Annotated in this window: 18 protein-coding genes; 11 read left to right on the top strand and 7 right to left on the bottom strand. The window is 61.0% G+C overall.

Annotated elements, in window-relative coordinates:
- The first annotated feature begins 102 nt into the window (after window positions 1-102).
- Window positions 103-315: a DUF4170 domain-containing protein gene (locus BHQ40_RS01310; protein ID WP_070151316.1), complete on the top strand. Its 213-nt coding sequence runs from the start codon at window positions 103-105 to the stop codon at window positions 313-315.
- Window positions 316-339: 24 nt separating this feature from the next.
- On the opposite strand, the gene BHQ40_RS01305 is transcribed toward BHQ40_RS01310, so the two are convergent.
- The 5 genes from BHQ40_RS01305 to carA all read right to left on the bottom strand — a co-directional run bounded on the left by BHQ40_RS01305 (window position 340) and on the right by carA (window position 6319).
- A complete protein-coding gene (locus BHQ40_RS01305) occupies window positions 340-1008 on the bottom strand; it encodes a rhomboid family intramembrane serine protease (protein WP_070151314.1) in 669 nt (222 codons plus the stop codon).
- Window positions 1009-1015: 7 nt separating this feature from the next.
- Window positions 1016-1492 carry a transcription elongation factor GreA gene (gene greA / locus BHQ40_RS01300; protein WP_070151312.1) on the bottom strand — a complete coding sequence of 159 codons (477 nt, stop codon included), beginning with the start codon at window positions 1490-1492 and terminating at the stop codon, window positions 1016-1018.
- A gap of 91 nt (window positions 1493-1583) precedes the next feature.
- Window positions 1584-4922, bottom strand: coding sequence for a carbamoyl-phosphate synthase large subunit (gene carB, locus BHQ40_RS01295; protein ID WP_070151310.1), 3339 nt, complete (start codon window positions 4920-4922; stop codon window positions 1584-1586).
- Entirely contained in the window at window positions 4922-5146 is a 225-nt protein-coding gene (locus BHQ40_RS25480) for a methionyl-tRNA formyltransferase (protein ID WP_139139128.1), read from the bottom strand. The genes carB and BHQ40_RS25480 overlap by 1 nt, the downstream gene beginning before the upstream one ends.
- Window positions 5147-5149: 3 nt before the next feature.
- On the bottom strand, window positions 5150-6319 hold the full coding sequence (gene carA / locus BHQ40_RS01290) for a glutamine-hydrolyzing carbamoyl-phosphate synthase small subunit (RefSeq protein ID WP_070151308.1): 1170 nt from the start codon (window positions 6317-6319) through the stop codon (window positions 5150-5152).
- 158 nt (window positions 6320-6477) lie between these two features.
- Here carA and BHQ40_RS01285 point away from each other — a divergent pair, with 158 nt between their 5' ends.
- The 8 genes from BHQ40_RS01285 (at window position 6478) to BHQ40_RS01250 (ending at window position 15104) form a co-directional block, all read left to right on the top strand.
- Window positions 6478-6930, top strand: coding sequence for a GatB/YqeY domain-containing protein (locus BHQ40_RS01285; protein WP_070151306.1), 453 nt, complete (start codon window positions 6478-6480; stop codon window positions 6928-6930).
- A gap of 152 nt (window positions 6931-7082) precedes the next feature.
- Entirely contained in the window at window positions 7083-7436 is a 354-nt protein-coding gene (locus tag BHQ40_RS24865; RefSeq protein WP_083276610.1) for a GIY-YIG nuclease family protein, read from the top strand.
- Window positions 7433-9316 (top strand): DNA primase, encoded by a 1884-nt coding sequence (dnaG, locus tag BHQ40_RS01275; protein WP_070151301.1) that lies wholly within the window; start codon window positions 7433-7435, stop codon window positions 9314-9316. Before BHQ40_RS24865 ends, dnaG begins: the two co-directional genes overlap by 4 nt.
- 37 nt (window positions 9317-9353) lie before the next feature.
- The gene (gene rpoD, locus BHQ40_RS01270; RefSeq protein ID WP_070151299.1) at window positions 9354-11411 is read left to right on the top strand and encodes an RNA polymerase sigma factor RpoD; all 2058 of its coding nucleotides are present in this window, start codon (window positions 9354-9356) and stop codon (window positions 11409-11411) included.
- 527 nt (window positions 11412-11938) lie between these two features.
- Entirely contained in the window at window positions 11939-12610 is a 672-nt protein-coding gene (locus tag BHQ40_RS01265) for a DUF6975 family protein (RefSeq protein WP_070151297.1), read from the top strand.
- A 94-nt stretch (window positions 12611-12704) separates the two neighbouring features.
- Complete coding sequence (locus BHQ40_RS01260) at window positions 12705-13547, top strand: AAA family ATPase (RefSeq protein WP_070151294.1); 843 nt, start codon at window positions 12705-12707, stop codon at window positions 13545-13547.
- A 16-nt stretch (window positions 13548-13563) separates the two neighbouring features.
- Window positions 13564-13977 (top strand): GFA family protein, encoded by a 414-nt coding sequence (locus BHQ40_RS01255; protein ID WP_070151292.1) that lies wholly within the window; start codon window positions 13564-13566, stop codon window positions 13975-13977.
- A 95-nt stretch (window positions 13978-14072) separates the two neighbouring features.
- Window positions 14073-15104, top strand: coding sequence for a hypothetical protein (locus BHQ40_RS01250; protein ID WP_070151290.1), 1032 nt, complete (start codon window positions 14073-14075; stop codon window positions 15102-15104).
- Between the two features lie 25 nt (window positions 15105-15129).
- Here BHQ40_RS01250 and BHQ40_RS01245 read toward each other — a convergent pair whose 3' ends face one another.
- Window positions 15130-16533, bottom strand: a complete 1404-nt coding sequence (locus BHQ40_RS01245; protein WP_070151288.1) for a methyl-accepting chemotaxis protein — start codon at window positions 16531-16533, stop codon at window positions 15130-15132.
- Between the two features lie 102 nt (window positions 16534-16635).
- Here BHQ40_RS01245 and BHQ40_RS01240 point away from each other — a divergent pair, with 102 nt between their 5' ends.
- Together BHQ40_RS01240 and BHQ40_RS01235 are read left to right on the top strand one after the other, a co-directional pair.
- Window positions 16636-17520, top strand: a complete 885-nt coding sequence (locus tag BHQ40_RS01240) for a DUF817 domain-containing protein (protein ID WP_070151286.1) — start codon at window positions 16636-16638, stop codon at window positions 17518-17520.
- 3 nt (window positions 17521-17523) lie between these two features.
- Complete coding sequence (locus BHQ40_RS01235; RefSeq protein WP_070151284.1) at window positions 17524-18702, top strand: vWA domain-containing protein; 1179 nt, start codon at window positions 17524-17526, stop codon at window positions 18700-18702.
- A 324-nt stretch (window positions 18703-19026) separates the two neighbouring features.
- Here BHQ40_RS01235 and BHQ40_RS01230 read toward each other — a convergent pair whose 3' ends face one another.
- Window positions 19027-19353, bottom strand: coding sequence for a hypothetical protein (locus tag BHQ40_RS01230; protein ID WP_070151282.1), 327 nt, complete (start codon window positions 19351-19353; stop codon window positions 19027-19029).
- Between the last annotated feature and the right edge of the window lie 358 nt (window positions 19354-19711).

Raw genomic sequence — 19711 nt, 5'->3', positions numbered from 1 at the left:
CATAAAGGAAAAGCCGGGATTTTCGCGCTACCGCCCCTTGGAAAGGGCGGATAGCGCTGCTAATGGCGGTCGCTCACTCCCCGTGAAAGGAATAGCGACGCCATGAGCAAAATGCATCTGGTGATGGGTGGCCGTGTGAAAGATCCGCAGGGCCTGGAATTTGAAGATCTGAACGCCATCGATTTCGTCGGCGTGTTTCCTGACTTCGCTACGGCGGAAAAGGCCTGGCGCGCCGCCGCGCAGCGCACCGTCGATGATGCGGAAATGAAGTATGTCGTTGTCCATCTGCACCGGCTGCTGGAGCCAGGCGCTTAACTGGCGCCCAAGCCGGCAAATCGATCAGACGCTTGCCGGCCTCTTGCGGAATCTCAGTCTCAGGGCGGGTTTTGTCAGGACCAGTCCGGCCATAAATCCGCCGATATGCGCGGCCACGGCAATATGGCCCAGATCGCCCGCAGCGCCGCGCATCGCCACACCGATCATCAACTGGATCGCCGCCCAACCCGCGGCAAGCCATAGAATACGCATCACATTTGCGGAAACAGGCCCGAACGCGCGGACATTCTGCTGGCTGTAGAGCAAGGCATAGGTGCCGAGCAGAGCCGAAATGCCGCCACTGGCGCCAATCATCGGATTATAGGCCTGCGGTTCCCAGAGCCATTGGGCCGCGGCGGCCGCATAGGCGCCTATGGCATACAGCCCAAGCAGCAGTTTCGCGCCCATCACATGTTCGACATGCCGTCCACAGAACATCAGCATCAGCATGTTGAACGCAATATGCATCCAGCCCGCATGGACGAACATGGCGCTGAGCGGAGTCAGCCATACCGGCAACATCCCGGCCGACTCCGCGATCTGAGCAAAGGCGGCCGGATCTGTCGCGCGCAACGGGATGAAGCCCGCCATCAAAGCCGCGCTATCGGTATATCCGGTCAGAAATATGATGAGAAAGGCAAGGGTGGTAATGCCCGCCACCCAATCCGTCGCCCTGCCCCTTGGGATTTTCATCGCAGGGTCAGACGAACTCGATCTTATCGACCAGGTAGAACTTCTCGCCCGACGGCACCGTGACCTCCACCTCATCGCCGATCTGGCGACCGATGAGCGCGCGGCCCAGCGGGCTGTTATAGGAGATCATGCCCGATTTGGCGTCCGCCTCGGCCTGACCGACAAGCTGATAGGTGACCGGCTTGTCATCTTCGTCAAGCAGGGTCACGGTCGCGCCGAACACGACCTTATCGCCCGAAAGCTCCTTGGGATCGATGATCTGCGCACGGGACAGCTTGTCCTCCAGGTCGGCGATCGACGCTTCCACCTGGCCCTGACGTTCCTTGGCCGCGTGATATTCGGCATTTTCCGAAAGGTCGCCATGCGCGCGCGCTTCCTCGATCGCATCCACGATCAAGGGACGCTCTGCCTTCAGGTCACGAAGCTGCGCTGTCAGCTTCTCATAACCAACCATCAGCATGGGCATCTTTTCAACGGTCGCCATCGCGTTCCCCAATAGCCTTCTTCGTCAATAATTCTCTCTGGGCGCCCCGCTATCAAAGCGCCCCGCTGCCTCAATCACTCTTTGGGAGAGTTTAGTCTTGCGACAGGTGATAATAGGATTGGAGGGCGCGTACTTCAAGTGCATGTCCGCGTAACGCCTCAATGGCGTCAACGGCGGCGACGCTGGCGGCCGCCGTGGTGAAACTCGGCACCTTCTTTGTCAGCGCGCTGGCGCGGATGGACTGGCTGTCCTTCAAGGATTGCCATCCCTCCGTGGTGTTGAAAATCAGGTCGATGCCGCCATCGGTGATCCTGTCCACGATGTGCGGACGCCCCTGAGCCACCTTGTTGACGGTTTCGACGGGCAGCCCTTGTTCCTCCAGGTAGCGCGCCGTTCCACCGGTCGCCACGATGGTAAAGCCCATATCCGCAATCTTGCGCGCGGCGGGCAGGATCACGGTCTTGTCGCTGTCCTTCACCGAGATGAACACGGATCCCTGCACCGGCAACATGGTGCCAGCCCCGATCTGCGCCTTGGCAAAGGCGGTGGAGAAATCCTGATCGATCCCCATGACTTCGCCGGTGCTTTTCATTTCCGGTGACAGGATCGGGTCGATTCCGGGGAAGCGGGCGAAGGGGAAAACCGCTTCCTTGACCGCCACATGCTGTATGGCGTTCCGGTCGATCTTCGGCAGGCTTTTCAGCTTCTCGCCGGCCATCACCCGCGCTGCGATCTTGGCGATGGGCGTACCGATGGCCTTGGCGACGAAGGGCACGGTGCGGCTCGCGCGCGGGTTGACCTCGATCAGATAGACCTGCCCGTCCTTCACCGCGAACTGGATGTTCATCAGTCCGCGCACTTCCAGCGCATGAGCAAGAACCTCCGCCTGCCGTTCGATCTCCGCTACAATCTCTACAGGAAGGCTGTAGGGCGGGAGCGAACAGGCGCTGTCGCCTGAATGGACGCCTGCCTCCTCGATATGCTGGAGTACGCCCGCCACGACAACATCGTCTCCGTCGCACAGCGCATCCACGTCCACCTCTATCGCGTCGCGCAGATACTGGTCGATCAACACCGGCGAGTCGCCGGACACCTGAACGGCGGTGGCGATATATTCCTCAAGCTGGGATTGCCCGTCGACGATCTCCATTGCCCGGCCGCCAAGCACATAGCTGGGGCGCATAAGCACAGGATAACCGATCCGGTTGGCGACGGCGATCGCCTCCTCCCGGCTGCGGGCGATGCCGTTAGCCGGCTGCAGCAGACCGAGCTTGTTGATAAGGGCCGCGAACCTTTCGCGATCTTCCGCCAGGTCGATGGCGTCGGGCGAGGTGCCAAGGATCGGAATACCCGCATCCTCCAGCGCCTGCGCCAGCTTGAGCGGCGTCTGGCCGCCAAACTGGACGATCACGCCAACCAGCGTGCCGTTGGACTTCTCGACCTCAAGGATCTCCAGCACATCCTCTGCCGTCAGCGGCTCGAAATACAGGCGGTCGGACGTGTCATAATCAGTAGACACCGTCTCCGGATTGCAATTGACCATGATGGTCTCGTAACCCGCATCCTCCAGCGCGAAGCAGGCGTGGCAGCAGCAATAGTCGAACTCGATCCCCTGCCCGATCCGGTTCGGCCCGCCACCCAGGATGACCACCTTCTTGCGGTCGGACGGCATCGCCTCATTTTCCGGTTCGCCGAAGCTGGGCGCCTCATAGGTCGAATACATATAGGGCGTGCGCGCCTCGAACTCTGCGGCGCAGGTGTCGATGCGCTTGAACACCGGACGCACGTTCAGCTTGTGACGCAGCGCCCGCACCTCATCCTCGGTGATGCCGCCGGTCATCGCGACCACAGCCTCGCGGATCAGGCCCGATCCGCGCGCCACGGCGCGCCGCATGCCGGGACGCAGATTGGCCGACTGCAGCGCCAGCCAGGCGAGCCGCTTATCGGAGAAACCCATCGACTTCAGGCGACGCATACCATCGGCATCCTGCGGCAGACCGTTATCGATAACCTCCTGCTCCGCCTCGACAATCTCCTTGATCCGTTCCAGGAACCAGGGATCATATTTGGCGATGGCGTGCACTTCCTCGACGCTCAGCCCTTCCCGCAAAGCCTGGGCCGCGACCAGCAACCGGTCGGGCGTCGGCAGCGCCAGAGCGGCGATGATGTCATCCTTGGGCGCGCCGACCAGATGGTCGACCACATTGAAGCCCGACAGGCCCGTCTCCAGTCCCCGCAGCGCCTTCTGCATGGACTCATGGATCGACCGGCCAATGGCCATCACCTCGCCGACTGACTTCATGGCGGTGCCCAGCAGCGGCTCGGCGCCCTTGAACTTCTCAAAGGCGAAGCGCGGGATCTTGGTCACGACATAGTCGATGGTCGGCTCGAAACTCGCAGGCGTCGCGCCGGTGATATCATTCTCAATTTCGTCCAGCGTGTAGCCGACGGCCAGCTTCGCCGCGACCTTTGCAATGGGGAAGCCCGTCGCCTTGGAGGCCAACGCAGAGGACCGCGAAACGCGCGGGTTCATCTCGATAACGACCAGGCGGCCATCGGCGGGGTTCACCGCAAACTGGACATTCGACCCGCCCGTCTCGACGCCGATCTCGCGCAGCACAGCGATGCTGGCGTTGCGCATGATCTGATATTCCTTGTCGGTCAGCGTCAGCGCCGGCGCGACGGTGATGGAATCGCCGGTATGGACGCCCATCGGATCGACATTCTCGATAGAGCAGATGATGATGCAATTGTCGTTCCGGTCCCGGACGACCTCCATCTCATATTCTTTCCAGCCGAGCAGCGATTCCTCGATCAGCACCTCGGTCGTGGGCGAAGCGTCGAGACCGGACAGCACGATCTTCTTGAACTCGTCGCGGTTGTAGGCGACGCCGCCGCCGGTGCCGCCCAGCGTGAAGCTGGGCCGGATGATCGCGGGCAAGCCCACGAAGTCCAGCGCGTCCATCGCTTCCTCGATCGTGTGGGCGATGCGCGACTTGGCGCTCTCCAGCCCGATCTTGTCCATCGCGTCGCGGAATTTCAGGCGATCCTCGGCCTTGTCGATGGCGGCGGCGTCCGCGCCGATCATCTGCACGCCATATGCCTCCAGCGTGCCGTCATGCCACAGCGCCAGCGCGGTGTTCAGCGCCGTCTGCCCGCCCATGGTCGGCAAAACCGCGTCGGGCCGCTCCTTGGCGATGATCTTGGCAACGATGTCCGGCGTGATCGGCTCAATATAGGTCGCGTCGGCAAATTCCGGATCGGTCATAATCGTCGCTGGGTTGGAGTTGACCAGGATGATCCGGTAGCCCTCCTCCTTCAGCGCCTTGACCGCCTGCGTGCCCGAATAATCGAACTCGCACGCCTGCCCGATAATGATCGGCCCCGCGCCGAGGATGAGGATGGAGGAGATGTCTGTGCGTTTGGGCATTAGAAATGGCTTTTCCCGAGCTGAATCAGCTTCTCAAAAGCTGCTTTATCAAGACGAATGGTTTGAGAGCATTTCCCAGGAATTTCACGCCCTGGCCGCCCATAAGTATCAATTTGAATGAGCTTTTCTCGACCGCAATCGACTAGACGCACCACGGCTTCGACATCTTCATGAGGTCGCGCATTATCCAATGGCTCAATCTTGAAATCGCGAACCGTCGCCATTGTTTAGCCTTTCGCTAGTCCCGCCACAAACCGCTCGAACAGATAAAAGCTGTCCTGCGGCCCCGGCGAAGCCTCGGGGTGATACTGCACGGAGAAAGCCTTCTTGTCGGTCAGTTCCAGACCGCAATTGCTGCCGTCAAACAGCGAAACATGGGTCGCCTTCGCATTGGCGGGCAGCGTATCCGTATCAACCGCGAAGCCGTGGTTCATGCTGGTGATCTCGACCAGGCCATCCTCCAGCCGCTTGACGGGGTGGTTGGCGCCGCGATGGCCCTGATGCATTTTCACCGTCTTTGCGCCAACCGCAAGGCCGAGAAGCTGGTGGCCAAGGCAGATGCCGAAGATCGGCATGTCCGCCGCCAGCAGCTTCGCGATCACCGGCACCGCATATTCCCCCGTCGCCGCCGGATCGCCCGGACCGTTGGACAGGAACACGCCGGCGGGCTTCAGCGCCATCACCTCGTCATAGGTCGCCGTCGCGGGCAGCACCGTAACCTTGGCGCCAGCCTTCACCAGATTGCGGAAGATATTGTTCTTCGCGCCATAATCGATCGCGACGACATGGGGGCGTTCATCACCTGCCTCGTCCAAGCCATAGCCGAAGCCCAGCTTCCACGGGCCGTCCTTCCACGCGCGGCTTTCCTTGGCCGTCACCTCTATGGCCAGGTCCATGCCCTCCAGCCCCGGCCAAGCCTTTGCCTTTTCCGTCAGCGCCGCGATATCGAAAGCGCCATCCGGGTCATGCGCAATCACCGCATTGGGCGCGCCCTTCACGCGAATCATCCGGGTCAGCGCGCGGGTGTCGACGCCGGAGAGGCCGATGCGGCCCTGTTCCTTCATCCACTGGTCGAACGGCTCGACATTGCGGAAATTGCTCGGCTCGGTCACGTCCTGCCGCACCACACAACCAAGCGCGAAGGGATTGTCCGCCTCCACATCATCCAGATTGGTGCCGACATTGCCGATATGAGGAAAGGTGAAAGTCACGATCTGCCCGGCATAGCTGGGGTCGGTCATGACCTCCTGATATCCGGTCATGGCGGTGTTGAAGCACACTTCCCCCACCGCATCGCCCACCGCGCCGAAACCGCGGCCGAAGATTGCCGTGCCATCCGCCAGAACCAATACCCCCGTGGCTCCCTTGGGCACGGTCGGGGATTTGGCGTCTGCCATGGTCGGGGCGTCCTTTATGCTGCTTTTGCGGTGACCCGGTCTGCTGCGGGTTAAACGGCCGGTCACCTATGCCCGCACGGCCGCAGGGTCAATGCTATTATCGAATCCAATTTCCGGTTATGTCTGTTCCTTTCCGGCAACAGAGGAGCTCCTTCGCCATGATTCGCGACGCCATAAAGGCCGCCCAGATCGCCTCGATGAAGGCGGGGGACAAGGAAAGGCTGGCCGCCGTGCGCCTGATCCTGGCGAAGCTGAAGGACAAGGATATTGAGCTGCGCACCGCCGCCCAGGTGCCGGAGGATGACGCGATCGTCGTCGACGTCCTTCAGAAGATGGCGAAGCAGCGCCGCGAATCGATCACCATGTTCGAAAGCGGCGGCCGCACGGAACTCGCCGCGAAGGAACAGGCGGAGTTGGACGTGATCGAAAGCTTCCTGCCCAGCCAGATGAGCGAGGCGGACACCAAGGCCGCGATCGAGGCGATCAAGGCGGAGGTCGGCGCGGCCAGCCCCAAGGATATGGGCAAGGTCATGGCCGTCCTGAAGGAGCGCCACGGCACTGTGATCGACATGAGCAAGGCGAGTGGACTGGTGAAGGCGGCGTTGAGTTAGGCCTCCCCTTCCGCTTGCGGGAGGCTAGTGGGGTCTTGGGCCAAATTGGTCACAAACCTCCGTTCGTCCCGAGCGAAGTCGAGGGATAAAGCGCCGCGCCCTCGTGTCTCGACTTCGCTCGACACGAACGAAGGTTGGGGCATAATCATCTTATGGTTTTTTGGGTCTACTTCCTCCGCTGCTCGGATGGTCGGTACTATACCGGCCATAGCGATGATCTGGACCGTAGGATCGGCGAGCATCAAACCGGTGGGTTCTGTGATTTCACATCTAAAAGGCTGCCAGTGACGCTCATGTGGACCGAGATGTTCGGTTCGCGGATCGAAGCTTTGGAAATTGAGCGACGCGTGAAGCCATGGTCCCGCGCTAAGAAGGAGGCGCTGATTCAAGGCGACTGGAAAGCCGTGTCTCACTACGCCAAACCGCCGCGCGAGCGTCCCTCAACTTTGCTCGGGACGACCGGGGATAGCGTGTTTCCCTCCCCCCAAGGAAAGGGGAGATTATGAGTCTCACCCCCCAATGGCTCGACGAGTTGCGCGCCCGCACCACGCTTTCGACCCTGATCGGCAAGACCGTGAAGGTCCAAAAGGCGGGCCGCGAATATAAGGCCTGTTGCCCTTTCCATAATGAAAAGACGCCCAGCTTCACGATAAACGACGAGAAGGGCTTCTATCACTGCTTCGGTTGCGGCGCGCATGGGGATGCGATCCGCTGGATGACCGACCAGCGCGGCCTGCCCTTCATGGAGGCGGTGAAGGAGCTGGCCGCAGCGGCAGGGCTGGAGGTCCCCGCCGCCGATCCACGCGCCGCCAAGCGTGCGGAACAGGCGCAGACCCTGCATGACGTGATGAGCGGCGCTCAGGACTGGTTCGTCGCGCAGCTTGACGGCATGGATGGCGGCGAGGCGCGCGATTATCTGAAACGGCGCGGCATCCGCCCCGAAACACAGAAGGCGTTCGGCTTCGGCTATTCCCCCGACTCGCGGGGCAAGCTCAAGGCGGCCCTCACCGCCCATGGCGAACCCCGGCTGATCGAGGCTGGCCTGCTGATCGATCCCGCCGCCAGCGAGCCGGAAGGCAAGGCGGCCAGACGCGAAAGCTATGACCGTTTCCGCGGCCGTTTGATGATCCCTATCCGCGATGCGCGCGGCCGGGTCATTGCGTTCGGCGGCCGTATCCTTGGCGCGGGCGAACCCAAATATCTGAACTCTCCGGACACGCCGCTGTTCGACAAGGGCCGGACGCTCTACAATCTGGATCGCGCCTCGCCCGCCTCGCGCCAGACCGGCCGGGTCATCGTGGTCGAAGGCTATATGGACGTGATCGCCCTGTCCCAGGCCGGTTTTCCCGAAAGCGTCGCGCCGCTGGGTACAGCCCTGACCGAGCATCAGATCGAGCGGCTGTGGAAAATGGTCGAGGTGCCCGTCCTCTGCTTCGACGGCGATTCGGCGGGACAGAAGGCAGCGATCCGCGCGGCCATGCGCGCCCTGCCCCTGCTGCGCCCCGGCCACAGCCTCGGCTTTGCCACCCTGCCGCCGGGGCAGGACCCCGACGATCTTGTGCGCTCCTCCGGCCCTCAGGCATTTGAAGCGGTGCTCAGCGCCGCGGAGCCGCTGGTCGAACGGCTATGGGCTCATGAGGTCGCCGCCGGACCTCTCGATACGCCGGAACAGCGCGCTGGCCTCAAGCAGCGGCTGAACGACATCACGGCCGCCATAGCCCACTCTGACATTCGCGCGCACTACACCCATATCTTCAGGGAACGGCACGACGCCCTGTTCTTCGCCCGCCGTCCTTTCACGCCTCAGCCCCGCCGCAACGAAAGGCGGCCCGCCGATCGCCGCGGACCATGGAAACCGCCCATCGCGCCTGCAACCGATGAGGCCAAGACCATCAGCAATTCGGGACTGGAGGGCCTGCTCCTGCGGGGCGTTGTGGCCGGACTGCTGCGCTATCCGGTTGAAATACGCCATCATGCGGAGGAGCTTTCTCACCTCCGGATAGCCGATGCGCCCCTGGCCGCTCTCATGGAATTGCTGCTGAAATCGGCAATGCGCGAAGAAATTGTTGAAACGGAGGCCCTCCTTACCATATTGGGGCAAGGTGATCTGTATAATATGGCGAAAGGGCTGCTCCGGGCCGACGCGCTGACTTTCACCTTCACCCGAAAACAAGCTGAGCCGGATATCGCGCGTCGCGATCTCCGGGAAGCGATTCGGGTGATGGCGGCCGGGCCGGAGATCGAGGCGGCGTTGGAGCAAGCGACGCGGCGCATGATGGAACTGCTGGACGAGACAACGCTTCTGGAACAACAGAAGTGGCGTCAGATCAAAGCAGACCATGCGCAGCGGCTGGCAGATCTGATGCAGCCAGAGGATATGTTGTGACGCGTCCTTTCAGGGCGCGCGGTTTCAAGGCGAATACATGGCGAGCAAGGCGAACAAGGTTGTTGGTGCGGGTGCAGGCGACGGCGGTGACGAAGGCGGCGATGCGCCCCTGCTGGATCTCAACGAAGCTGCCGTTCGCAAGCTGATCACGCGCGCGAAGAAGCGCGGCTACATCACCTATGACGAGCTGAACGACGCCCTGCCGCAGGACCAGATGTCCTCCGAGCAGATTGAGGACGTGATGTCCGCGCTCAATGACATGGGCGTCAACATCGTCGAGAATGAGGAAGCCGGCGAAGACGGCGAGGACCGGCGTGAGGATGAGGCCGATTCGGTCGATTCGTCCGACGAGGAGGAGGATGACGGCACCTCCCGCGCCGTTACCGAGAAGAAGAAGGAAACGGTCGATCGCACCGATGATCCCGTGCGCATGTATCTGCGCGAAATGGGCGCCGTCGAATTGCTCAGCCGCGAGGGCGAGATCGCCATCGCCAAGCGTATCGAGGCTGGGCGCGACACGATGATTCTGGGTCTGTGCGAAAGCCCGACCACGTTCAACGCCATCATTGAATGGTCCACCGCCCTCAACAACGGCGAAATGCAATTGCGCGAGATCCTTGATCTCGATGCGATGCTTTCGAAGGACCCTGCCCCGGAAAGCCTGGAAGAAGGCGCCGAGGATGATGGCGAGATCAGCGAAAAGACGGCTGGCCCGTCCTTCAAGGAGGAAGAGGAGCCGGAAGAAGAATCCGCTGATTCCGATGAGGACGAGGATTCCATGACCGAGCGCCGGGCGCCGCGCGTGGATGATGACGAGGAGGAGGACAACACTCTCAGCCTCGCCCAGATGGAAGAACAGCTCAAGCCGATGGCGCTTGAGAAATTCGCGACCATCACGGAGATCTTCCGCGCCTTCTCCCGTGCGCAGGAGGCCCGCCTCACTGCGCTCGGCAATGGCGACGTGTTCCCCCAGAAGCAGGAAGACAAATATCAGGAACTGCGCGAGGAGCTGACCGCCCAGGTCGAGAGCGTCCAGTTCCATCAGCAGAAGATCGAATATCTCGTCGATCAGCTTTATGCCTATAACCGCCGCCTGACCGCGCTTGGCGGCCAGATGCTGCGTCTTGCCGAACGCAACAAGGTTCCGCGCAAGGACTTCCTGGACAATTACGTCAATCATGAGCTTGACGAGGGCTGGCTGGAGAAGGTCGCCAAGATCGACAAGAAATGGGCTGCATTCGCTTCTGCGGAGGCCCGCGCCGTCGACCGCATCCGCGCCGAAGTGGGTGAGATCGCCCAGGCGACCGGCATGTCGCTCAGCGAATTCCGCCGCATCGTGAACATGGTGCAGAAGGGCGAGCGCGAGGCGCGCATCGCCAAGAAGGAAATGGTTGAGGCGAACCTTCGCCTCGTCATCTCCATCGCCAAGAAATATACCAACCGCGGCCTGCAATTCCTTGATCTTATTCAGGAAGGCAATATCGGCCTGATGAAGGCAGTGGATAAGTTCGAATATCGCCGCGGCTACAAGTTCAGCACCTATGCGACCTGGTGGATCAGGCAGGCGATCACGCGCTCGATCGCTGATCAGGCCCGGACGATCCGCATCCCGGTCCATATGATCGAAACGATCAACAAGCTGGTGCGCACGTCCCGCCAGTTCCTGCATGAGCAGGGCCGCGAACCGACGCCGGAGGAGATGGCCGAGCGCCTTTCCATGCCACTGGAGAAGGTGCGCAAGGTGATGAAGATCGCCAAGGAACCGATCTCCCTCGAAACGCCGATCGGCGACGAGGAGGATTCGCATCTTGGCGATTTCATCGAGGACAAGAATGCGATCATCCCGGTGGATGCCGCCATTCAGGCCAACCTCAAGGAAACCGTCACCCGCGTCCTTGCCAGCCTCACCCCGCGCGAGGAGCGCGTGCTACGCATGCGCTTCGGCATCGGCATGAACACCGATCATACGCTTGAGGAAGTGGGCCAGCAGTTCAGCGTGACCCGCGAACGCATCCGTCAGATCGAGGCGAAGGCGCTGCGCAAGCTCAAACATCCGAGCCGCAGCCGCAAGATGCGCAGTTTCCTCGACCAGTAGGCGCATATCGGGCCGGACGGAGGCAGGGATCACCCCTCCGTCCGGGCTGAGCCTTTCATAGCCCTGTCCTATTGCGTCCAGCCGGTGTTACCTCCGCCAAATCTCAATTGGCGAGAGGATATTCTCCATGGCTGGCATCCCTGCAAATGGCCGCTCCGCCGCGCTTTTGCGCCGCCGGCGCAATTTGGGCTTTGGCAACCACCCAAGACCCCAGCCCTGCCCCAGACCTGGAAGCGCGGCTGCAACCCGCAACTTCCGCAACTTCGACTGTGCGAAAGAAAAATTGAAGCAATCCAACCCGTGATGCAGCTTCTCTCAACTGTTTGTGTGCCGTTTCGGAACATATTGCCCCACGGCCAAACAGATGAAACAATAAATCCTTATTTATCAGCATATTATACAGCCGTCCAATCCCGCTGCACTGCAACACGAGAATTGAGCGCTTAACCCGCTATTTACCCCCGGCGCATAGTCTAGCCGTTGAATTTCCCGCCCAGCGCAAACGGGCGGCCCAACGGGGTTTGACAATGCAGGACGCGGCAACAATTGGCCGGATTGGCTCGATTTCGGATATTCTGGCGGCGCTCGTCGCTGCGGATGGCACCGGAAGTCACAGCTATCCCGCCGAAGCCCACCCCTCCATGCTCACCCGTTCGCTCGCCAATCTTGCCGACGCCACCCACTATCTGTGCATGCTGCATGGCCGCCAGCCGGGCGTAATTGACCATGCAGCCACCCGCACTACGGAGAATGCGGCGCGCGCCTGGCTGGTCCAGGCGGCTGACGGTTTTGCAACCGAACGCGCTTTTCTGACCCAGGTGACGGTTGCTGTCGGCCCCCTGCCCAGCACCACCGGCCAGAGCGATTCGGAAACGGCTGTGCTGCAACAGCGGCATGCGCTCGACATGCTGGCCCAATCGGATCGCCGCGGCTGCGCCATGGGCGCTGCGATAGCGCTCGTTCTCGACTGGCAGGCTGTACGCAACCTGCTCGACGTGGCCGCCATCCGCTCCGGCGTTGAACCGAAACCCTGCATGCTTCCGCTGGCGCCTGAAACGCTCGCCATCGCGGACGCGATCGCAATGGAAGATGAGGGCATCGCCCGCGCCATGCAGTTCGGCGCGCGCCAGATGCTGCGCCAGCACCGGGGCCTGTGGGACCTGCTCCAGGCGCGCGCATCGGTCCGCGCCAGGGTCTGAACGCCCTCACTCGCTCTCTTGCATCCCCCGGCTTGCATCCCCTGACTTGCTTCCCTAGTCCTGTTTGCATTGCAACACGGGAAACAGAAACAGCATGCGCTTTGAAGGCACCAGCGATTACGTCGTCACAGATGATCTGAAAGTGGCGGTCAATGCAGCCGTGCTGTTGCGCAGGCCGCTGCTCGTGAAGGGCGAACCCGGCACCGGAAAGACCGTTCTGGCGCAGGAAATCGCCAAGGCCGCCGGCGCCCCCCTGATAGAATGGAACGTCAAGTCGACGACGAAGGCGCATCAGGGCCTGTATGAATATGACGCGGTCGCCCGGCTGCGTGATGGTCAGCTTGGCGATGCGCGGGTTCACGACATCGCCAACTATATCCGTAAGGGGAAGCTTTGGGAGGCGTTTACGTCCCCCGCGCTGCCTGTCCTGCTGATCGATGAGATTGACAAGGCGGACATCGAATTTCCGAACGACTTGTTGCAGGAACTCGATCGCATGGCTTTCCACGTCTATGAGACGGGCGAGACCATTCAGGCGGCCGAGCGTCCGATCGTCGTCATTACTTCGAATAATGAGAAGGACCTGCCGGACGCCTTCCTGCGCCGCTGCTTCTTCCATTATATCAAATTCCCTGACCGGGAGACGATGCAGAACATCGTCGATGTCCATTTCCCCGGCATTCAGAAGATCCTGGTCAGCAAGGCCCTCGATATCTTTTACGAGATACGGGATGTGCCCGGCCTGAAGAAGAAACCTTCAACCAGCGAACTGCTCGACTGGCTGAAACTGTTGCTGGCGGAGGACATGCCGCTGGATGTTCTGCAATCGCAGGACCCGGCCAAGGCGATCCCTCCCTTGCATGGCGCGCTGCTGAAGAATGAGCAGGACGTGATGATGTTTGAACGGCTGGCCTTCATGGCGCGCCGCAAGGTCTGACGGGGAGGTTCGGGGCATGCCGCATGGAGCTGGATGCCTGTGCGGCGCTGTGCGGATCGCCATAGACGCCGAACCGATGGCTGCGCGCATGTGCTGGTGCCGTCTGTGCCAATATCTTGGCGGTGGCAGCGCCACGGTGAATGTGTGCTTCCCGTCGGACAAGGTCTCTACTCAGGGCGAAGTCAGATGGCATGAGAGCGTCGCGGACAGCGGCAACGCCATGCGCCGGGGCTTCTGCCCGGCTTGCGGCACGCCTTTGTTCAGCATCGCCGAATCGCGGCCACATCTCACTTTCATCCGTGCGGGGGCGCTGGACGATCCGGGCCTGATCGCTCCGCAGGCGGTGATCTGGACGCAGGCCGCTCCCGAATGGGCCTGCCTTGACCCTGAATTGCCTCATTATGAGGCCCAAATACCTCCGGTCGCCTGAAAGCAGGCATCCTTACCCTTGCATAATGGGGGATCGCGTGTGATCCTCCCTGCATAACGCCGCGAAGACGGCGCGTCCTAAGGGGGAGGTGCCGAATGCGTCTTGCCATTTTGTCTTTTCTTCTGGCGATGGCCCTTCCGGCCACTGCTCATGCCGTTGCGCCTGATGCCGATGATGGCGCGTGGCGCGTCGATGCGGATAGTCTGCGGGTCACGGCGGCGGGGATCGCCATTCCCCAATCGGCAGGCAATCTCAGCCTGATCAAATCCGGCGAGATTTCCGATCAGGGCGCTGGTCTGGACAATTATGCGCAATTCGCGTCCGCTGATGGCGTAGTGCAGGCAACGGCATATATCTACATGCCCAGCTATGCCGATGCCGCCATATCATCTTACATGACCGACAAGGCGATCCATGAACGCTTCGGCCCGGATACGCGCCGCACCGCCTTTGACGTGACATCTGCAGGTCAGCACAGCAACACAGCGATCCGTTCCGTCTACAGCGGCGCCGATGGGCAATTGGTGACTGAAGCGGCGTTCATTCACGCAGGGCGCTGGATGATCAAATTGCGCGTCACCGGACCAACCGAGCGCATGCAGGATGTCAATTCAGGCATGAACTCTCTCCTCGCCGGTCTCCGGTTTGAGGGCGACGCATCTCCTCGCCCGGCTATGGCCCGGCAAATCGCTTCATGCCCCATGGCTGACGGTCCGGGCGCACATGTTGTTGCGGACCGCTCCTCTGGCGCAGCCGGCATGACCGATCTGCCTTTCCCCAGGGATGGAGAGGATAATGTCTGCGTTCGCGGAACCGTTCAGGTTGGCGACGCCAGCTACGACATGCTGCAGGCCGTGGGCAGCGGCGACGCTTCGCCGGTGCTGATCCCGCTGGACGACGCAGGCAAGATCATGCGGTTTGACCGGCTTCCGGCAGGCGGCGGATACCGGCTTTCCGTGCATCAGGTTGGCCGCACCGACGTCTACAGCGCCTATGATCGCCTGCCCACCACAAAACAAATCGCGGCGATCATAGATGGCAGCGATCGGAAGGGCGCGACGATGCTTCTCAGTGCGGCGCATGCTGCCGATGGCAGGGTAACGGTCAGCAAACAGGCGAACCGCTGAGCGCTTTGGGTCGGATAAGCTGGCGTCAGATCAGGTAGCCGACCTCGTAAAGCCCCCATCGCCGACCGCCGAATTCCAACGGCACGAATACGCTGCGTAGCGCCCTGTATCGCCCTTCGCCCAGATCCTGGCGATAGGTGAACAGAAAGAAATCGCCGTCGCTGTCGAGCGCCCGGCGGGTCTGCCCATCCATGAATATCTGCCGATTACGGGCATTTTCCAGATTCCATAGCCTGTCTCCCTGCCTTTGGGGCTGGCTGCGGGCGCTGATATGGGTCGGCAGGAAACCGTTCATGTCGACAAGGCAGCACCCGACGACGGCCGGGTCCAGCGCCGTACGACGGTCCAGCAGGGCGCGCAGACGCAGGTCCGCAAAGTCCACGAAATCCGTCAGATATTGGATCGGATCGCTTCCCGGCACTTTACGGTAGCGCGTGTCGAACAGGGCTTCGGCGGTAAGATGCCCGGAATCCAGCGCATCTCCGATCAGCGCCGCAACTTCCTCCGCGCCTTCCTCGGCCATTGCGATATATTTGCTGTTGCGGGTGCGTACGCCGCCATGGGCGACGCGGTTCAACATGGTGTTGGCCGTGCTTTCCAGTTCGTCGAGCCGGCCAAGCGCATGATTGACCTGCACCGCGCTTTCGCATGCCGACCGGCTGAACTCGTCCAGACCCGCGCGAAGGGACTCGACATCTTCCCCTGCTTCCTCGGTGCAACCGGCGATGGCGTGGGACCGCTGCTGAAATTGCGTCACCAGCGAGGATACTTCCGTCATCATCGTACGCATGTCGTCAATATGGATGCCCGCTTCCCGGCCACGCACGATGTTGGCCTCGACCCCGCTCATCAATCCGCGCGCATTGCTGTCCAGTTGATCGAGTTTTTCCCGAACGGATCGCGCGGATTCGCCCGCCTGGGCCGCAAGGCGCCGTATTTCATCGGCGACCACCGCAAAACCCTGGGTCGCCTCGCCGCCCCGCGCAGCCTCGATCGCGGCATTCACGCCTAGCATGCGCGTCTGGTGCGCGATCGCGCCAAGCTCTTCGGAAATACCGCCGACAGCCTCGATCACGGCCAGAAAATTGCGCAGATGCACTTCTAGGCCCGTCACATGCGCGATCAGCCCGGCAACTTCGTCAAGAGACAATGCTGCCGCGTCATTGCCTTCGGCGATGATGCGTTCCGCCTTCTGCGCGGTCACCCGCAGTTCCAGAGCCGCCACGCCGCTCTCCGCCTGATTGGCGGAGAGCGCCTCCATCTTGCTTTGCAGTCTGGCGAGATGCGCTGCGTCCGACTGTATCCGCTGGTCGATCTGCGCCAGAAAACCGGCGGCCTCGCTGCATTGCAGCGATATCTCCGCCGACTGTTCCCCCAATTCGGCTAAAAGCTCTTGCTTTTCCAAGTGCGCCCCAAGCGAATGCCCCATAATGGATACTGCCCCATTAATGATGCATTGCAAGAATTAATGTTGCGTTGCAGTGACGTCGCGTTTCTGGCGTTTGTATTTATCCACCGCTAGGCTGAGGCGATGACCGAACCAGCCTCGCTCTTTTCCCTCGGCATGACGCGCTTTGCGAAAGTGCGCAGGGACCTTGAAGCCGTCGTGGTTCAGGGTCGCGTCGCTTCTGGCTGCTACGAATTTCTGCTTTTCGGTTTCAAACAGGGCTGGGCCTGCCTGTTTGGCGGATTGATGCTGGCGCTGTTGCTCGGCACGCATTTTTTCTACCCCGCCGATTTGCCGCTCCATCGCTATGATTTCCTGACCCTTGCGGCGGTCGGCATCCAGGCGCTCATGCTCCTGTTGCGGCTTGAAACGCTCCGCGAAGCGTGGGTGATCTGCACATTCCATGTCGTCGGCACGGTTATGGAACTGTTCAAGACCGCAGCCGGTTCGTGGATATATCCAGAGGCCAGCCTGCTGCATATCGGGCCGGTCCCGATGTTCTCCGGCTTCATGTATGCGGCGGTCGGCAGCTATATCGCCCGTATCTGGCGCATCTTCGACTTCCGCTTCACCGGCTATCCGCCGCGCTGGACCACCATCCTCCTGGCTGCCGCCATTTATGTGAACTTCTTCGCGCACCATTGGCTGCCGGACCTCAGGCTTGGCCTCTTTGCGTTCGCGATCTTCCTGTTCCGGCGCACGACGATATGGTTCACCCCGTTCCGCCGCGCCCGCGCCATGCCGCTGCTCGTTGGATTCTTCCTGGTTGCGCTGTTCATCTGGTTCGGAGAGAATATTGGCACCTTCGCCAACGCCTGGACCTATCCAGACCAGAAGGATGGATGGCACCTGGTGTCGATAGGAAAATTGGGTTCCTGGTATTTGCTGATGATCATTTCGTTCGTTCTCGTATCGCTGATACATGCCGCCGCCCCAAGCGAGGCCAGCATTAAGCCGGTATCGGCCTGATCGATGTTTCTCGACTTTCTCGACGAATTGCGCGCCGCCGGCATCCCTGCGGGCGTCAAGGAGCATCTGGTGCTGCTGGAAGCGCTTGAGCGCGACGTTATCGAACGGAATCCGGAGGAATTTTATTATCTCGCCCGCGCGACCTTCGTGAAGGATGAGAGCCTGATCGACCGCTTTGACCAGGTGTTCGCCAAAGTGTTCAGGGGCCTGGAGGGCAATTATGGCGTGGCCACGCAGGATATCCCGGAAGAATGGCTGAGGGCCGTCGCGGAAAAATTCCTGTCTCCAGAGGAAATGGAGAAAATCAAATCCCTGGGATCATGGGATGAAATCATGGACACGCTGAAAAAACGGCTTGAGGAGCAGCAGGGCAGGCATCAGGGCGGCAACAAGTGGATCGGCACTGGCGGCACCTCTCCTTTCGGCAATGGCGGCTACAATCCCGAAGGCGTTCGGATCGGCGGAGAAAGCACGCACAAACGCGCGATAAAGGTGTGGGAACAGCGCGAGTTCCAGAATCTCGACAACAGCAAGGAACTGGGCACCCGCAACATCAAGATAGCGCTACGCCGCCTGCGCCGTTTCGCGCGGGAAGGCGCCGCAGACGAACTCGACCTGGACGAGACGATCCGCGGCACAGCGCGGCAGGGCTGGCTCGACATCCGCATGCGCCCGGAACGCCACAATGCCGTGAAGCTACTGCTCTTCCTCGACGTCGGGGGGTCGATGGACCCCTTCATAACCTTGTGCGAGGAGCTGTTTTCCGCTGCGACGGCGGAGTTCAAAAATCTCGAATTTTTCTACTTCCATAACTGCCTGTATGAAGGCGTGTGGAAGGATAATCGCCGCCGGTTCAACGAGCGGATGCTGACCTGGGACATTCTTCACAAATATGGCCATGACTATAAGGTCGTCTTTGTCGGCGACGCAGCCATGTCTCCCTATGAAATCACCCATCCCGGCGGGTCGGTCGAACATTTCAATGAGGAATCAGGCGTAACCTGGCTCAACCGGGTGACGAACACCTATCCCGCAACGGTCTGGCTGAACCCCAGCGCGCAGGAGCATTGGGGCTATAGCCAGTCCACACGCCTGATCCGGGAACTGCTGAACGACCGCATGTATCCGCTCACCCTCGCCGGGCTGGAAGCGGCGATGAAGGAGCTTACCCGCAAGCGGTGATGGGTGGTTAGCTAATTTGGGTGGCAAGCTAACATATCCCCGATTTCGTCATCCCGGACTTGATCCGGGATCCATGAGCGCTGGCGCTTGTGCCGTCACGCCAGCATGGAGCCAATAGATCCCGCATCACGTGCGGGATGACGAAGGGGTGGTTAGCTGCCTCATCTATTCCATGACTCGTCATTCCCGCGAAAGCGGGAACCCATCTCGCCTCCCACGCCTTATGTGCCCAAGGCGTGTTGGGTCCCCGCTTTCGCGGGGATGACGGAAAAGGGTGGATAGGAGACAGTCTGCTGTGAGTCCTTTAACTACGAACTCAGACGTTCAATCGGCTTGAAAAGCCTCAAATGCGAGGTCGCCAAGGTCGGCATGTTCAGACGGCGAGATAGGCCGCCCCATTTCATCTGACAGCCTATATGCCTGCTGCCGCCCTCCAAGTGAGGCTTCGCCAGCAAGGCCCATCAACAAAGTGTAGAACGTGTCGGTAAGAGCCGCGTCGAGCGCGGCGATCACATTACGACGCTGTTCCGAGTTCAACTGTGCTGCGTCGAGGTGCTGCCCGACAATCGTGCCTGCGGATGCATCGCTGAACATGGCGAGCAATGCATCTCGCTCTTCCTTGCATGCTCTGACAAATTCTCGCGCAGCCAACTTCAATCTCCCCATGACTCTGAATTTACGACCGCTTTGAGGCATAAGGGGAATAGCTTGGGAATGACAATGAATGGTCGTTAGCCGTCATACTCTCTGAGGTCGCAACGCACACTCATATCGATGCCCTGAACGCCTGTCCTACATCCCCCGCCCCATGCTCTACTCCCCCGCATGGAACAATATCCAAAACCCGCTGACCAAAACCGCCTGCCCGGCGCCGAACCGGGCCGCACCTGTGACTCACCCGCGACCCGGGTGAGACCAACATGCGACGCAACCGCGACGCAGATGCGACGTAAGTGCGACGCAACCGGGACTTACATGAGACTCAAGTGCGACGCACATGAGACGCAAG

This window comes from Sphingobium phenoxybenzoativorans (assembly GCF_001757355.1).
Lineage (GTDB): Bacteria > Pseudomonadota > Alphaproteobacteria > Sphingomonadales > Sphingomonadaceae > Sphingobium > Sphingobium phenoxybenzoativorans.
The sequence above is the reverse complement of the archived record's forward strand: the minus strand, read 5'-3'. Positions and strand labels throughout refer to the sequence as shown.

Coding starts and splice junctions, on each gene's coding strand:
- BHQ40_RS25480 (WP_139139128.1), bottom strand. CDS start 5,146: ATGGCGACGGTTCGCGATTTCAAGATTGAGCCATTGGATAATGCGCGA.
- BHQ40_RS01240 (WP_070151286.1), top strand. CDS start 16,636: ATGACCGAACCAGCCTCGCTCTTTTCCCTCGGCATGACGCGCTTTGCG.
- BHQ40_RS01310 (WP_070151316.1), top strand. CDS start 103: ATGAGCAAAATGCATCTGGTGATGGGTGGCCGTGTGAAAGATCCGCAG.
- BHQ40_RS01265 (WP_070151297.1), top strand. CDS start 11,939: ATGCAGGACGCGGCAACAATTGGCCGGATTGGCTCGATTTCGGATATT.
- BHQ40_RS01260 (WP_070151294.1), top strand. CDS start 12,705: ATGCGCTTTGAAGGCACCAGCGATTACGTCGTCACAGATGATCTGAAA.
- BHQ40_RS01285 (WP_070151306.1), top strand. CDS start 6,478: ATGATTCGCGACGCCATAAAGGCCGCCCAGATCGCCTCGATGAAGGCG.
- BHQ40_RS01245 (WP_070151288.1), bottom strand. CDS start 16,533: ATGGGGCATTCGCTTGGGGCGCACTTGGAAAAGCAAGAGCTTTTAGCC.
- BHQ40_RS01235 (WP_070151284.1), top strand. CDS start 17,524: ATGTTTCTCGACTTTCTCGACGAATTGCGCGCCGCCGGCATCCCTGCG.
- carB (WP_070151310.1), bottom strand. CDS start 4,922: ATGCCCAAACGCACAGACATCTCCTCCATCCTCATCCTCGGCGCGGGG.
- greA (WP_070151312.1), bottom strand. CDS start 1,492: ATGGCGACCGTTGAAAAGATGCCCATGCTGATGGTTGGTTATGAGAAG.
- BHQ40_RS01255 (WP_070151292.1), top strand. CDS start 13,564: ATGCCGCATGGAGCTGGATGCCTGTGCGGCGCTGTGCGGATCGCCATA.
- dnaG (WP_070151301.1), top strand. CDS start 7,433: ATGAGTCTCACCCCCCAATGGCTCGACGAGTTGCGCGCCCGCACCACG.
- rpoD (WP_070151299.1), top strand. CDS start 9,354: ATGGCGAGCAAGGCGAACAAGGTTGTTGGTGCGGGTGCAGGCGACGGC.
- BHQ40_RS01250 (WP_070151290.1), top strand. CDS start 14,073: ATGCGTCTTGCCATTTTGTCTTTTCTTCTGGCGATGGCCCTTCCGGCC.
- BHQ40_RS24865 (WP_083276610.1), top strand. CDS start 7,083: ATGGTTTTTTGGGTCTACTTCCTCCGCTGCTCGGATGGTCGGTACTAT.
- BHQ40_RS01305 (WP_070151314.1), bottom strand. CDS start 1,008: ATGAAAATCCCAAGGGGCAGGGCGACGGATTGGGTGGCGGGCATTACC.
- carA (WP_070151308.1), bottom strand. CDS start 6,319: ATGGCAGACGCCAAATCCCCGACCGTGCCCAAGGGAGCCACGGGGGTA.